This window comes from Nesterenkonia rhizosphaerae (genome assembly GCF_039544555.1).
In the GTDB taxonomy this organism is placed as follows: domain Bacteria; phylum Actinomycetota; class Actinomycetes; order Actinomycetales; family Micrococcaceae; genus Nesterenkonia; species Nesterenkonia rhizosphaerae.
This window is the reverse complement of sequence record NZ_BAABLW010000007.1, coordinates 1,428,944-1,442,332: the sequence shown is the minus strand read 5'-3', so window position 1 is coordinate 1,442,332 and position 13,389 is coordinate 1,428,944. Positions and strand designations below refer to the sequence as shown.

The window sequence follows — 13,389 nt, the reverse complement described above, 5'->3', positions numbered from 1 at the left end:
AAGTTAAGACGTTTGGGGTGTCTTAGATATCAGCCAAGGCCCGTGATTACTGGGCGGCTGGGACGATGTTGACGACCTTGCGGCCGCGGCGGTTGCCGAACTCAACAGCACCGTCGGCGAGGGCGAAGAGGGTGTCATCGCCGCCGCGGCCAACGTTGGTGCCGGGGTGGAACTTGGTGCCGCGCTGGCGGATGAGGATCTCACCGGCGGAGACGTTCTGGCCGCCGAAGCGCTTCACGCCGAGGCGCTGTGCGTTGGAGTCGCGACCGTTGCGAGTGGAGCTCGCACCTTTCTTATGTGCCATGGCTTATGCCTGCCTCTCGAAGGACTGGAATTCTTATCGGGTTGAGCTTATCGCTCAGGTCAGGCGATGGAGGTCACCTTGACGCGGGTCAGCTCAGAACGGTGACCCTGGCGCTTCTTGTAGCCGGTCTTGTTCTTGTACTTCTGGATGACAATCTTCTTACCGCGAAGGTTCTCCAGAACCTCGGCCTGGACCTTCACCTTGGCGAGGTCATCGGCACCGGTGGTGACCTCGTCCCCGTCCACCAGCATCACTGCCGGCAGCTCGATGGTGCTGCCTGCCTCGGCCGGGACGCGGTCAAGGGTCACGAGGTCTCCAACGGAAACCTTCTCCTGGCGGCCGCCTGCGCGGACAATCGCGTACACCACTTGGGACTCACTTCTCTCGTTGAACTTGCTTGGGACATTTCGCGCCGTCTCTCACCGGTTGAAGCAACCAGCGGTGTCAGCGCAGAAAAGACTGTGGGTGCCATTTGACACCAGGGGTCTATATTACGCGAACGACTTCGCCGGGGCAACATGAGCGCCCCGGCGCGTCGTACGCAGGTGATCAGCCTCGGCCGATCTCCTCAGCTTTCACTCCCACACCGAGCATCACTGGCTCGCTGGCAGGCTTGGGCTTCTCCGCATCGGGCTGAGCCGCCTTGGCGGAGAAGGTCACCTCCGCGCCGGAGGCCTCCGACTGCACCTGGTGAACTTCGCCACCGGCTCCCTGGGCAGAACCAGCAGCACGACGACGCCGCTTGGGGCGGGCCGGGCGCTCACTGCTCTGCCGGGAGGCCAACGCCTGATCCAGGGAGTCCAGGCTCACTGGCTGCTGAGCTTCGGCGGCTGCCTTGGGTTCAGCCGTACCGCGCGGGACCTCAATGGGTTCACCAGCGATGGTCAGCACGGCCTTGGACTCAGCCTCGTCTTGCTTGCCCTGCGGCTCCTGCTGTTCTTGGTGCTCAGCGGCATTGCGTCCGGACCGTCCGCGCTCAGAACGCTCACGGCCCCGTCCACGGCCGCGAGAGCGACCTTCGCGGCTCTGCTTTCCGCTGCCGGAGTGCTGGGCCTCCCCCGCAGTCTCAGCTGCTGCATCATCCCCGGCCTGTCCGGAGTCCACGCTGTGTTCGGAATCGGAGGACTCGGCGTCCTCGGCCTTGGTGGTGGCTGCAGCGACCTGGGCCAGACCTTGGCGGGCCTTCTCCAGCTTCTGCAGATCCGGCTGCTCGGATTCGTTGCTGCTGGGGGCGGCGTCGTCGTTCTTCCGGCCCTTCTTGCGGCGCTTCTTATTGCTCTTGGCCTGACGCAGTTCACCGTCGGCGGTGTAGGCCGGGCGGTTCTCCACTGGCTCGCCGTGAGTGATGATGCCGCGGCCAGCGCAGTGCTCACAGGTCTCGGAGAAGACTTCCAGCAGACCGGTGCCCATGCGCTTGCGGGTCATCTGCACCAGGCCCAGGCTGGTGACTTCGGCCACCTGGTGCTTGGTGCGGTCACGGCCGAGGCATTCGACCATGCGGCGCAGCACCAGGTCCCGGTTGGATTCTAGGACCATGTCGATGAAGTCGATGACGATAATGCCGCCGATATCGCGCAGCCGTAGCTGACGGACGATTTCCTCGGCCGCTTCCAGGTTGTTCCGGGTGACGGTCTCTTCCAGGTTGCCGCCGGAGCCGGTGAATTTTCCGGTGTTGACGTCAACTACGGTCATCGCCTCGGTGCGGTCGAAGACCAAGGAGCCGCCGGAGGGCAGATTGACCTTGCGGTCCAGTGCTTTGTGCAGCTGCTCATCGATCCGGTGGTGGGCGAAGATATCGCCCTGCTCGTCCTCGTCCCACTGGTGGAGACGGTCCAGCAGGTGCGGGGCCACATAGGTGACGTAGGCCTCGATGTTGTCCCAGGTCTCTTCGCCCTGGACCTCCATGGAAGAGAAGTCCTCGTTGAAGACGTCACGGACCACCTTGATGGTCAGATCCGGCTCGGCGTAGAGCAGCTCCGGTGCCAGGACCTTCTTGCTGTCAGCCTGGCCCTGGATGGTTTCCCAGAGTGACCGCAGCCGGTTGATGTCGTTGGTGAGCTCCTCCTCGGAGGCACCCTCGGCGGCGGTGCGGACAATGACGCCTGCATTATCCGGCATCTGCTCTTTGAGGATCTTCTTCAGCCGGGCCCGCTCGGTGTCGGGGAGCTTGCGCGAGATTCCGGTCATGGAGCCGCCGGGCACGAAGACCAGGTAGCGTCCGGGCAGCGAGACCTGGCTGGTCAGGCGCGCACCCTTGTGCCCTACCGGGTCCTTGGTGACCTGAACCAGGACGGAGTCTCCGGATTTCAGAGCGTTTTCGATTTTGCGCGGGGCGTTGCCGATATTGGCGGCATCCCAGTCCACTTCACCGGCGTAGAGCACAGCGTTGCGGCCGCGTCCGATGTCCACGAAGGCTGCCTCCATGGAGGGCAGCACGTTCTGCACCTTGCCCAGGTAGACGTTGCCGATCAGGGAGTCCTGGGTGGTGTGGGAGACATAGTGCTCAGCCAGCACGCCGTCTTCGAGCACGCCAATCTGGATGCGCTCACCACGCTGGCGGACGATCATCTTCCGGTCCACGGATTCACGGCGGGCCAGGAACTCGGCCTCGGTGATGATCTGGCGGCGGCGGCCGCCTTCACGGGAGGCACGACGGCGCTGGCGCTTGGCTTCTAGGCGGGTCGAGCCTTTGACGCCGGTGACTTTGGCCGGAGCATTGTCGCTGGTCTCGCGGCCGGAACGGATTCGAGTGACGGTGTGGCCGTCCTCGGACTCCTCTTCGATCTCCATATCCGCGGTGCCGCGGCGACGGCGACGCTTCTTACGAATGACCTGTTCTTCGCCGTCCTTCTCAGATGCCGGTTCGGCATTGGAGCTTCCGGATTCGGCTTCGGTGGTCTCAGCCTCGGGGTCTTCGCTGCTCTCAGCCTTGTCCTGCTGCGCTTGGGCTGGTGAGGCCTTGGTCGCGGGGGCCTTCTCCTGGCGCTGGGGCTCCTCAGCGGTGTCCTTATCGTCCTTCTCGCGATCGGAGCTGGTGTCCTGGTCGCTCTCGCTCTTATTGCGGTTGCGGCCGCCACGGCGACGCTTGCGACGGTTGCGACGCCCTGCGGAGGATTCCTGCTCATCCTCGCCCTCGTCGTCGTTCCAGTCCTCGTCAGCGTCCTCCGGCTCTTCCTCTGTGGCTGCCGGGCGGGTTCTCGCAGGCTTGATGGTGGAGAGGTCCGGTGCCTGGAACATCACGTCGACGACGTCGTCGACCACAGGCTCGGAAGGAACTTCTTCAGGATCTGGGGTGGCGTCGGATCCGGGGAAGCCGGGGATCGGCGCGCTGAAGGGGTTGAAGATTGCGTCGAAGTTTGTGGGTTCGGCAGATGCTTCCGCCGGACGGTCCGCGGATGAGTCAGTCTCGGTCATATGGGTGATGTGCTCCTGCCATCGTCCTGCCGCTGCCACACTCAGCGGGTCCGATGGCTTCTCGTGTGAAGTTTTTCTTCCCAGCCGTCTTTACCGGGCGCTGCCCCTCTATCTGAGCGCGCTCTTCGCGGTGCTGACGGCCGTCACTCGCGTACAGAACAATGTCCGGCTGCGTCTGTGGCGGCATCTTCATTGGTTGGACCGTGCGGACCTTGAAGGATCCGGGTTTCTCCCGGTCCCGGTCCACGACGGGTGCCTGCCCTACTTATTGTGCAGTTTTCGCTGTTCTTGCGTGTGAAAGCCTTCTCGAGCGGCAGGTGTGGTCTGCCTTCTCGTGCTTCTCAGTATGGCACACGCTTAAGTTGCAGCCAGATTGCAGAAAGCACTCCGGTTTGAGCAACTGCGTACCATGGACATATGTCTTCCCAGCTTTCCGCGCCGAGTGACCAGGCACTGGAGTACGACGACGCCCCTGTGGCTGCCGCAGACTCCGGGCGTGTCGCTTTAGGGCGCCGGACTATTGGTCTCTGGCTGTTGATCACTGGCCTGGTCGGGGCCGTGGCCAGTTTCCTGCTGCTGCATGAACGTGTCCAGCTGTGGCAGGACCCAAATCACACCACTGCTTGTGATATCAACCCTTGGGTGTCCTGTGGACAGGTCATGGGGTCCTGGCAGGCCTCCACCTTCGGCTTCCCGAATATCTTCATCGGCGTGGTGGGCTTTCCTGTGCTGGTGGCAGTAGCAGTCAGCATTCTCGCTGCGGCTCGGTTCCCGCGGTGGTACTGGCTGGGGCTGCAGGCCGGCGCAATTTTCGCCTTTGGTTTCTGCATTTGGCTCTGGGCCAACGCTGTCTATGTAATCGGGGTGCTGTGCCCCTATTGCATGGTGGTGTGGGCTGCGGTGATCCCCTTCTTTGTGGCGACCACTGCCCGGAACATCATCCACGGGGTCATTCCGGCCTCGGCTGGGGTGAAGCGGATCGCCTCGGAATGGTGGTGGGTAGCGGTGGTCGTGATCTACCTGCTGGTCTTCGCTTCGATCCTGGTGCAGTTCTCCTATGCCTTCACTGGCTGACCTGCGGAAATGGCGGCCCGCGCACTAGATGATTCCGCTATTCTGCGCCCCGCAGCTCTGTTAGGTTCGAGGGTGTCAGGCGCTGCTCAAGCGCCCGATCCTATCTCCTGCACCAACTTTCAAAGGAGTCGCTCCCATGCCGCAGACTGTCAGCGCGGTGGTCGTCACCGAAAAGAACGCACCGGCCACCATCCAACAGATCGTCATCCCGGATCCCGGACCCGGCGAAGTGGTGGTGGATGTCCTCACATGTGGGGTGTGCCAGACCGACCAGCACTTCCAGCAGGGCGAAGTAGGCGACAACTTCCCGTACCTGCTGGGCCACGAAGCCACTGCCCGTGTCTCTCTCATCGGCGAAGGCGTGACCAACGTCAAGGTCGGCGACAAAGTCATTCTCAACTGGCGCGCTGTCTGCGGCGAGTGCCGCGCTTGCCGCAAGGGTGAGCTGAAGTACTGCTTCAACACCCACAACGCGGACCAGAAGATGACTCTGACTGACGGCACTGAACTCGAGGCTGCTCTGGGTATCGGAGCTTTCGCTGAAAAGACCCTGGTGGCCGCCGGCCAGTGCACAGTCATCGACGACGTCGAGGACTCTTCCAACGCCGCCGTGGGCCTACTGGGCTGCGGCATCATGGCCGGCATCGGCGCAGCTATCAATACCGGTGAGATCAAGCGCGGTGAATCCGTGGCCGTGATCGGCTGCGGCGGCGTAGGCACAGCGGCGATTGCTGGCGCCAAGCTCGCCGGCGCCACCACAATCATCGCAGTGGACATCGACCCCCGGAAACTGGAGAAGGCGCAGGAGCTGGGCGCCACCCATACGGTCAACTCGAAGGAATCCGACCCGGTGAAGGCCATCCAAGACCTCACCGGCGGCTTCGGAGCTGACGTGGTGATCGACGCCGTGGCCCGCCCCGAGACCTACAAGCAGGCGTTCTACGCCCGCGATCTTGCTGGCCGGGTGGTGCTAGTGGGCGTACCGGACCCCAAGTTCACTCTTGAACTGCCGATGATTGACATCTTCGGCCGCGGAGGCTCGCTCAAATCGTCCTGGTACGGCGACTGCTTGCCCTCGAGGGACTTCCCTATGCTGGTGGACCTCTACCAGCAGGGCAAGCTGGACCTGGACGCCTTCGTCACTGAGCGCACCACCCTGGACAAAGTCCAGGAGGCCTTCGACACGATGAACCGTGGCGATGTGCTGCGCTCTGTGGTGGAGCTCAACGCCTGATCCTGACGATGACCTCTAATCTCCCTACGCACAGAGGAGTGCATTCATGAACGCGAGAATCGAACACCTGGAAACGTCTGGAACATTCTCCCTCGATGGGGGCACCTGGGATGTGGACAACAACGTATGGCTCGTCGGCGACGACCACGAGGTGATCATCATCGATCCAGCGCACGACGTCGACGCCGTGGTGAAGGCCGTCAACGGACGCACGGTCCGGGCCATCCTGCTGACCCACGGCCACGACGACCACATCCGCCAGGTGCTGGAGGTCAAGGACAAGGTCGGCGGCGAGGTCCACCTGAATCCCCAGGACAGCGTTTTATGGGAGCAGGTGCACTCAGCAACGACGCCCGGCCGCGAGATCCAGGATGGCGACGTCTTCACGGTGGCCGGAGTGAAGCTCACGGCTCTGCATACGCCCGGCCACTCCCCCGGCTCCACGTGCTTCCTGGCTGAGGGCATCCAGGATGCGCCTGTGCTGTTCTCCGGCGACACCCTGTTCGCTGGAGGTCCCGGGGCTACCGGACGCTCCTACAGCAGTTTCGAGACGATCATCGAGTCTATTCGTGAAAAGCTCTTCAGCCTCCCGGATACTACCGTGGTCAACACCGGTCATGGTCCTTCCACCACGATCGGTGCTGAGAAGCCGCATCTGCAGGAATGGATAGAGCGCGGTCACTGAGTCTTCACTCAGGCGATGTGGCGGCGGTTGTCTCCTGTGAGGTGGGAGGCGACCGCCGTCGTCGTCTTAGGACACCAGCGCCGGCTTCTGCTCGCTGAGCTGCCAGTGGTTGCCGTACACCTCCAGCACCGCCTGCTCGACCTGTTCGACGGTGACGCCAGGGACGAGGTCATTAGCGGCTCCGCCGGTGAGCGGATCCCATTCCAGTTCCATAGCGGAATACGCTTCGCTGAGCACCCGGCGGATGGCAGCGCCTTCTTCTACGACTATCGAGCTGGAGAAAAGCCATCCGGTGGCGATTTGTCGCTGGGCGGTGCCGATGAGTTTGACGCGGATGTCCTGCTCGGTGGGGTGAACGCCGTGGACGGAGTGATCGCCGTAGCAGTATTCGTGCGGGATGGGCCCAAGCCGGGCGTCTACGCCGGCTCGAGTGAGGGCTTCGGTGAAGAGTTCCCCGAAGGCTTGGAAGCGTGCTTGGGATTCGCGGATGGGATCCGGATCCGGCTCAATGTGGTCGATGACAAGGGAGCCCGGGTGGTAGGCGGCGGCCCGACCTCCGGCGCGGCGAATGAGGGGTTCGAAGCCGAGGTCTCGGCAGGCTTGCCGGGCGGCGTCGAATCCCGGGAGGCGGGCATCGCGTTGTCCGAAGGCGACAGTTGGTTCGGGCCGGTAGATGCGCAGCATCGGTTGTGTGCGGCCGGTACGTGTTCCGGAGAGCAGCTCCAGGGCAAGATCGAGATCCTGCTCGGCCCCCAATGATTCTTTCTGCCGGTAGACCAGCAACCCCTCGGTATTCATAGGGTGTCCAGTCTAGAGACGTTCAGTAGTTGTTCAGAAGTCAGAGCCGGACTCAGGCCGACTCTGCGGACCAGACAGGGCGGACCAGGTTGATCAATTGGTCTGCCGCCGCATCGCCGTCGAAGTCGGGATCATTCAGGCATTCCAGGAGCACTGAGTCAATCGCGCCGCCGATGATGACTGCCGCACTGCGGGCACTGGCATGGGGGTCAACGCCCCGTGCGGCTCGAGCAGCTCGGATCAGCTCGGCGAGCGGCCTCCATCGAGCTGAGGTGTCGCGGCGGCCTTCGTGCCCGCTCATCGCCTCGATCATCATCCGGGTGTGCTGCCGGTTCTCACGGAGGTGCCGCAGCATCGAACGCACATAAGCCTCCGGGGCTTGTGCTGGCCCCGCATCGTCCACGGCCTTCCCCACGTGGGCGACCAGCAGCTGGAGCACATGTTGATATGCCGCCTCCACAACCGCCGCCTTGGTGGAGAAGTGATAGAGCACCGCAGCTTTGGTGATCCCCGCCCTTTCTGCGATTCCCGAGAGCGAGACGCCGGCGTAACCCTTCTCGTCGACCAGCGCTATGGTCATGTCGATGATCTGGTCACGCCGCGCCTGCTGGGTGAAAGTCGCTGCCTTGCCGCTGTCCATGCTTGCCATAGCATCGAGTTTACCTTACGGTTGGATCGCTGACCGATCGGTAAGGAGATTATTATGGGCCCCTCGCAGGAGCAGAACCAGGCACTCACGCACGCAAGCACGCCGTCACATCAGGCCAAGCCCAGGCGCACAGGATGGTGGCGACGCCGCCGATTCCTGATCCCCGCTGGGCTGGTCCTCGCTGCGGTACTGGTATTTAGCTGGTCCATGCGGTCCCCTTCCCCGGTGGGGCACTGGGACTCTGCCGAGGGTCAGGACCGATTCTTGAATGCCTATGACGAGTCGTTCACGGACATGCCGGAGACCGCGGAGACTTTCGACATTCGCACCGACTTCGGGGTCGTCCGGGCCTACCAGTTCGAGGGGCAGGGCGACGGACCACCGAGCGTGCTACTGCCCGGGCGAGCCTCGGCCAGCCCCGTCTGGGCGGACAACATGGCCTCCCTGCTGGCCCTCGGAGACGTATACACAATCGACCTGCTGGGAGAGCCAGGCCGCAGCGTTCAGGAGCGTCCCATCACCAACGACGCCGATCAGGCGGCTTGGCTAAACCAGGTGCTGCTCCAGCTGCCTCCCGATCAGTTCCACGTCATGGGCCTTTCCATCGGCGGCTGGACGGCAGCGAACCTTGCTCTTCACCACCCAGAGAGTGTGACGGCAATGACTCTCATCGATCCCGTCTTCGTCTTCGACGACATGCCCCTGGAGACAGTCCTGCGCTCAATTCCGGCAGCGTTCTCCTGGATGCCGAAGAGCTGGCGGGACGGTTTCAACTCATACACCGCCGGCGGGGCGCCCGTGGAGGATGTACCCGTCGCCGAGATGATAGAGGCCGGCATGCAGCATTACTCCCTGCGACTGCCGCAGCCAACGCGGATTAGCGAGGACCAGCTTACTGAACTGGAGCTGCCCGTGCTGGCTATTATCGCGAGCGAATCTGTGATGCTCGACGCTGAGGACGCGGCACAGACTGCCGAGCGCGCACTGCCTGCAGGCACCGTCCGCGTCTACGAGGGCGCCTCACACGCGGTCAGCGGAGAAGAGCCTGAGCAGATCGCTCAGGATGTCTTGGACTTCCTGGCTGACTGATTCCTCCGGCGCCGGGTTCACGTGCTGGGGCACTGGACCATTACCGAGTGCTCAGGGAGGCCAGCGCGCGGATCCGACCAAGAGAGACCAGCTGCTATCTACTTGCTGGCTCTGTGGCCTGCGTTGCCCTGAGTTGTCACCCCCTTTCCACGTGGCGTTGACAACTCGTGCCACTAGGTCTGGAGGACCCTCTGAAGCGGGGTCTGACAACGTGGACTGACATGGGGGTCTCCGTCATCCTTGGAACCCTCTATGGAACGTTATGGCACAAGACTGACGTGGATACCGGGCAAGAGTAGAGCTCGCGGTCCGCTCTGCTTGCACCCGGAAGGTGTGCGTGCCACCTTCGTGCCACTGCCTAAGGCTGCTGGTGTACATATTCGTCCTCCTGTGTCCGTGAGGAGAAGGCATGAAAAAGGGCCCGGACCGCACAGATTTCTGCGGATCCGGGCCCCATACCAGGCCTTACGGTGACAACTCAGGACATCAGTCTTTAGAAGTCCCAGTCCTCGTCTTCTGTTTCGACGGCCTTGCCGATCACGTAGCTGGAGCCGGAGCCGGAGAAGAAGTCGTGATTCTCGTCCGCATTAGGGCTCAGCGCGGAGAGGATCGCGGGGTTCACGTTGGTGACCTCTGCGGGGAACATCGCCTCGTAGCCGAGGTTCATCAGCGCCTTATTGGCGTTGTAGTGCAGGAACTTCTTGACGTCCTCGGTCAGGCCCACACCGTCGTAGAGATCCGCGGTGTACTGGATCTCGTTCTCATAGAGCTCGAACATCAGATCGTAGGTGTAGGCCTTCAGTTCCTCGCGACGTTCTGGGGTCTCCTGCTCTAGGGCGCGCTGATACTTATAGCCGATGTAGTAACCATGGACAGCCTCATCGCGGATGATCAGACGGATGATGTCCGCAGTGTTGGTCAGCTTCGCCCGTGAGGACCAGTGCATCGGCAGGTAGAAGCCGGAGTAGAAGAGGAAGGACTCCAGGATGGTGGAGGCCACACGCTTCTTCAGCCCGTCGCCGCCGTGGTAGTAATCCATGACGATCTGAGCCTTGCGCTGCAGATTCGGGTTCTCCTTGGACCAGCGGAAAGCTTCGTCGATCTCCTTGGTGGAGCACAGGGTGGAGAAGATCGAGGAGTAGGACTTCGCGTGCACGCTCTCCATGAACGCGATATTGGTCAGCACCGCTTCCTCATGCTGAGTCAGCGAATGCGGGATCAGCGCCACCGCGCCCACCGTGCCCTGGATAGTGTCCAGCAGGGTCAGGCCGGTGAAGACCCGCATGGTGAGGACCTTCTCCTCCTCCGTGAGGGTGGCCCAGGACTGGACGTCATTGGACACCGGCACCTTCTCAGGCAGCCAGAAGTTGTTGACCAGCCGGTTCCAGACCTCTCCGTCCTTCTCATCCTGGAGGCGGTTCCAGTTGATGGCCTCCACGTGTGAGAGCAGGGATGAAGAGGTGGGGGCTTCTGCTGATGTGGTCACGCCGGTGTTGTCCTTCTTCTCGTGGCGAATGCGGTAGGCAGGTTAGAACGGCATGCATTAAAGCATGCAGGACACGCAGCCCTCGACTTCGGTGCCTTCCAGTGCGAGCTGGCGCAGACGGATGTAGTAGAGGGTCTTGATGCCCTTACGCCATGCGTAGATCTGAGCCTTGTTGATATCGCGCGTCGTTGCGGTGTCCTTGAAGAACAGCGTCAGGGACAGACCCTGATCCACGTGCTGAGTGGCAGCAGCGTAGGTGTCGATGATCTTCTCGTAGCCGATCTCGTAGGCATCCTCGTAGTACTCGAGGTTGTCATTCGTCAGGTACGGCGCCGGGTAGTAGACGCGACCGATCTTGCCTTCCTTACGGATCTCGACCTTCGAAGCCACCGGGTGGATCGAAGAGGTCGAGTTGTTGATGTAGGAGATCGAGCCGGTGGGCGGCACAGCCTGCAGGTTCTGGTTGTAGATGCCGTACTGCTGGATATCAGCTTTCAGCCGGCGCCAGTCTTCCTGAGTGGGGATGTGCACATGAGCGAAGAGCTCACGCACCCGCTGGGTCTTGGGCTCCCAGGTCTGCTCGATGTACTTATTGAAGAACTCGCCGCTGGCGTAGCTGGAGTTCTCGAAGCCATCAAAGGTCTCGCCAGTCTCTTGGGCGATCTTATTGGACGCCCGCAGGCAGTGGTACAGCACCGTGTAGAAGTAGATATTGGTGAAGTCCACGCCCTCTTCGGAGCCGTAGTGCACATGCTCACGTGCCAGGTAGCCGTGCAGGTTCATCTGCCCCAGGCCGATGGCGTGGCTGCGCTTATTGCCCTCAGCAATGGAGGGAACCGACTCGATATAGGACATATCCGAGACTGCGGTCAGCGAGCGGATAGCCGTCTCGATGGTCTGCCCGAGGTCCGGGGAGTCCATGGTCTTGGCAATATTCAGCGAACCCAGGTTGCAGGAGATGTCCTTGCCAACCTGCGCGTAACCCAGGTCAGGGTTGAACTGGCTGGGCTCAGAGACCTGGAGGATCTCGGAGCACAGGTTAGACATGGTGATCCGGCCAGCAATCGGGTTGACGCGGTTCACGGTGTCCTCGAACATGATGTACGGGTAGCCGGACTCGAACTGGATCTCAGCCAGGGTCAGGAAGAACTCGCGAGCGTTGATCTTGGACTTGCGGATGCGCGCGTCGTCGACCATCTCGTAGTACTTCTCGGTCACCGAGATCTCGCTGAACGGTTTGCCGTAGACGCGCTCGACGTCGTACGGGCTGAAGAGGTACATGTCCTCATTCTTCTTCGCCAGCTCGAAGGTGATATCCGGGATCACCACGCCCAGGGAGAGGGTCTTGATGCGGATCTTCTCATCCGCGTTCTCTCGCTTAGTGTCCAGGAACCGGTAGATATCCGGGTGGTGAGCGTTGAGGTACACCGCGCCAGCGCCCTGGCGGGCACCGAGCTGGTTGGCGTAGGAGAAGGAGTCTTCCAGCAGCTTCATCACGGGGATGACACCGGAGGACTGGTTCTCGATCTGCTTGATGGGCGCGCCGTGCTCACGGATATTGGTCAGTGACAGGGCGACGCCGCCACCGCGCTTGGACAGCTGCAGAGCAGAGTTGATGCCCCGGGCGATGGACTCCATGTTGTCCTCGATGCGCAGCAGGAAGCAGGAGACAAGCTCGCCGCGCTGCTTCTTACCGGCGTTGAGGAAAGTAGGAGTAGCAGGCTGGAAGCGCCCGGAGATCATTTCCTCCATGACGCGGGTAGCCATCTGCTCATCACCGCGGGCCAGGTGCAGGGCCACCATGCAGACGCGGTCCTCGAAGCGCTCCAGGTAACGCTTGCCGTCGAAGGTCTTCAGCGCATAGGAGGTGTAGAACTTAAAGGCACCCAGGAAGGTGGGGAAACGGAACTTATGTCCGTAGGCCTGGTCCCAGAGGCTGCGGATGAACTCCCGGCTGTACTGCTCGAGAGTCTCGATCTCGTAGTAGTCGTTATCAACCAGGTACTTCAGCTTCTCGTCCAGGTCATGGAAGAAGACAGTGTTGACGTTGACGTGGTCCAGGAAGTACTTCCGGGCCGCCAACTGGTCGGCCTCGAACTGGATCTTGCCATCGGCACCGTAGAGGTTCAGCATGGCGTTGAGCTCGTGATAGCTCAGCCCCTCCCACTGCGGGGGGACATCCTTGGCCAGAGGCGGCTCTTCTACGCGGCTGAGAGGCTTGACTGCTGTTTCCAAAACTCTTCCAATCCCTTGTGAACCCTGGACACGTCTTCGGTGGTACCCATGAGTTCAAACCTGTACAGGTGGGGAACTCCGCATTTAGCGGCGACAATATCGCCTGCGATGCAGTAGCTCTCGTGAAAATTTGTATTGCCCGCGCCGATGACGCCGCGCAGCAGCTTCCGGTTGGACTCCACATTGAGAAATTTGATGACCTGCTTTGGCACCGAGCCCTTGCCCCCGTTAGCCCCATATGTGGGGAGGATCAGGACGAAGGGCTCGGTGGCTTCCAGGGTGTCGTCGCCGGTGTGAAGCGGAAGTCTGGCGGCCTGCCCTTGGGGCAGCCGCAGCTTCTCTACGAATCGGTGCGTATTATTCGACACCGACGAGAAGTAGATCAGCTGTGCAGCGGTCCGCACGGGCATCTCTTCCGGCA

General features: G+C 61.9%; 12 protein-coding genes. 4 read left to right on the top strand and 8 right to left on the bottom strand.

What is annotated here, in order from left to right:
* Window positions 1-46: 46 nt before the first annotated feature.
* The 3 genes from rpmA to ABEA23_RS12475 all read right to left on the bottom strand — a co-directional run bounded on the left by rpmA (window position 47) and on the right by ABEA23_RS12475 (window position 3,544).
* Complete coding sequence (rpmA, locus tag ABEA23_RS12485; RefSeq protein WP_345478336.1) at window positions 47-304, bottom strand: 50S ribosomal protein L27; 258 nt, start codon at window positions 302-304, stop codon at window positions 47-49.
* A 59-nt stretch (window positions 305-363) separates the two neighbouring features.
* Window positions 364-672, bottom strand: coding sequence for a 50S ribosomal protein L21 (gene rplU / locus ABEA23_RS12480; protein WP_345478335.1), 309 nt, complete (start codon window positions 670-672; stop codon window positions 364-366).
* Window positions 673-853: 181 nt separating this feature from the next.
* Complete coding sequence (locus ABEA23_RS12475) at window positions 854-3,544, bottom strand: Rne/Rng family ribonuclease (protein ID WP_425577218.1); 2,691 nt, start codon at window positions 3,542-3,544, stop codon at window positions 854-856.
* A 591-nt stretch (window positions 3,545-4,135) separates the two neighbouring features.
* Here ABEA23_RS12475 and ABEA23_RS12470 point away from each other — a divergent pair.
* The 3 genes from ABEA23_RS12470 to ABEA23_RS12460 all read left to right on the top strand — a co-directional run bounded on the left by ABEA23_RS12470 (window position 4,136) and on the right by ABEA23_RS12460 (window position 6,711).
* On the top strand, window positions 4,136-4,792 hold the full coding sequence (locus tag ABEA23_RS12470) for a vitamin K epoxide reductase family protein (RefSeq protein WP_345478333.1): 657 nt from the start codon (window positions 4,136-4,138) through the stop codon (window positions 4,790-4,792).
* Between the two features lie 136 nt (window positions 4,793-4,928).
* Window positions 4,929-6,026, top strand: a complete 1,098-nt coding sequence (locus ABEA23_RS12465; protein ID WP_345478332.1) for an S-(hydroxymethyl)mycothiol dehydrogenase — start codon at window positions 4,929-4,931, stop codon at window positions 6,024-6,026.
* Between the two features lie 46 nt (window positions 6,027-6,072).
* Window positions 6,073-6,711, top strand: a complete 639-nt coding sequence (locus ABEA23_RS12460) for an MBL fold metallo-hydrolase (protein ID WP_345478331.1) — start codon at window positions 6,073-6,075, stop codon at window positions 6,709-6,711.
* A gap of 66 nt (window positions 6,712-6,777) precedes the next feature.
* Here the strand turns inward: ABEA23_RS12460 and ABEA23_RS12455 are convergent, their stop codons facing one another.
* Together ABEA23_RS12455 and ABEA23_RS12450 are read right to left on the bottom strand one after the other, a co-directional pair.
* Entirely contained in the window at window positions 6,778-7,509 is a 732-nt protein-coding gene (locus ABEA23_RS12455; protein ID WP_345478330.1) for a lipoate--protein ligase family protein, read from the bottom strand.
* A 52-nt stretch (window positions 7,510-7,561) separates the two neighbouring features.
* Complete coding sequence (locus ABEA23_RS12450) at window positions 7,562-8,158, bottom strand: TetR/AcrR family transcriptional regulator (protein ID WP_345478329.1); 597 nt, start codon at window positions 8,156-8,158, stop codon at window positions 7,562-7,564.
* 54 nt (window positions 8,159-8,212) lie between these two features.
* Here ABEA23_RS12450 and ABEA23_RS12445 point away from each other — a divergent pair, with 54 nt between their 5' ends.
* On the top strand, window positions 8,213-9,247 hold the full coding sequence (locus tag ABEA23_RS12445; RefSeq protein ID WP_345478328.1) for an alpha/beta fold hydrolase: 1,035 nt from the start codon (window positions 8,213-8,215) through the stop codon (window positions 9,245-9,247).
* Window positions 9,248-9,740: 493 nt separating this feature from the next.
* On the opposite strand, the gene nrdF is transcribed toward ABEA23_RS12445, so the two are convergent.
* The 3 genes from nrdF to nrdI are packed head-to-tail and all read right to left on the bottom strand — an operon-like array spanning window position 9,741 to window position 13,378.
* Window positions 9,741-10,733 carry a class 1b ribonucleoside-diphosphate reductase subunit beta gene (nrdF, locus tag ABEA23_RS12440; RefSeq protein WP_345478327.1) on the bottom strand — a complete coding sequence of 331 codons (993 nt, stop codon included), beginning with the start codon at window positions 10,731-10,733 and terminating at the stop codon, window positions 9,741-9,743.
* 57 nt (window positions 10,734-10,790) lie between these two features.
* Window positions 10,791-12,968 (bottom strand): class 1b ribonucleoside-diphosphate reductase subunit alpha, encoded by a 2,178-nt coding sequence (gene nrdE / locus ABEA23_RS12435; protein ID WP_425577182.1) that lies wholly within the window; start codon window positions 12,966-12,968, stop codon window positions 10,791-10,793.
* Window positions 12,935-13,378 (bottom strand): class Ib ribonucleoside-diphosphate reductase assembly flavoprotein NrdI, encoded by a 444-nt coding sequence (nrdI, locus tag ABEA23_RS12430; protein ID WP_345478326.1) that lies wholly within the window; start codon window positions 13,376-13,378, stop codon window positions 12,935-12,937. The genes nrdE and nrdI overlap by 34 nt, the downstream gene beginning before the upstream one ends.
* Window positions 13,379-13,389: the final 11 nt, after the last annotated feature.

What these genes read in the sequence shown, in the direction of transcription:
- rpmA (WP_345478336.1), bottom strand. Translation starts at nt 304, where the DNA reads ATGGCACATAAGAAAGGTGCGAGCTCCACTCGCAACGGTCGCGACTCC.
- ABEA23_RS12470 (WP_345478333.1), top strand. Translation starts at nt 4,136, where the DNA reads ATGTCTTCCCAGCTTTCCGCGCCGAGTGACCAGGCACTGGAGTACGAC.
- ABEA23_RS12465 (WP_345478332.1), top strand. Translation starts at nt 4,929, where the DNA reads ATGCCGCAGACTGTCAGCGCGGTGGTCGTCACCGAAAAGAACGCACCG.
- ABEA23_RS12460 (WP_345478331.1), top strand. Translation starts at nt 6,073, where the DNA reads ATGAACGCGAGAATCGAACACCTGGAAACGTCTGGAACATTCTCCCTC.
- ABEA23_RS12455 (WP_345478330.1), bottom strand. Translation starts at nt 7,509, where the DNA reads ATGAATACCGAGGGGTTGCTGGTCTACCGGCAGAAAGAATCATTGGGG.
- ABEA23_RS12450 (WP_345478329.1), bottom strand. Translation starts at nt 8,158, where the DNA reads ATGGCAAGCATGGACAGCGGCAAGGCAGCGACTTTCACCCAGCAGGCG.
- ABEA23_RS12445 (WP_345478328.1), top strand. Translation starts at nt 8,213, where the DNA reads ATGGGCCCCTCGCAGGAGCAGAACCAGGCACTCACGCACGCAAGCACG.
- nrdI (WP_345478326.1), bottom strand. Translation starts at nt 13,378, where the DNA reads ATGCCCGTGCGGACCGCTGCACAGCTGATCTACTTCTCGTCGGTGTCG.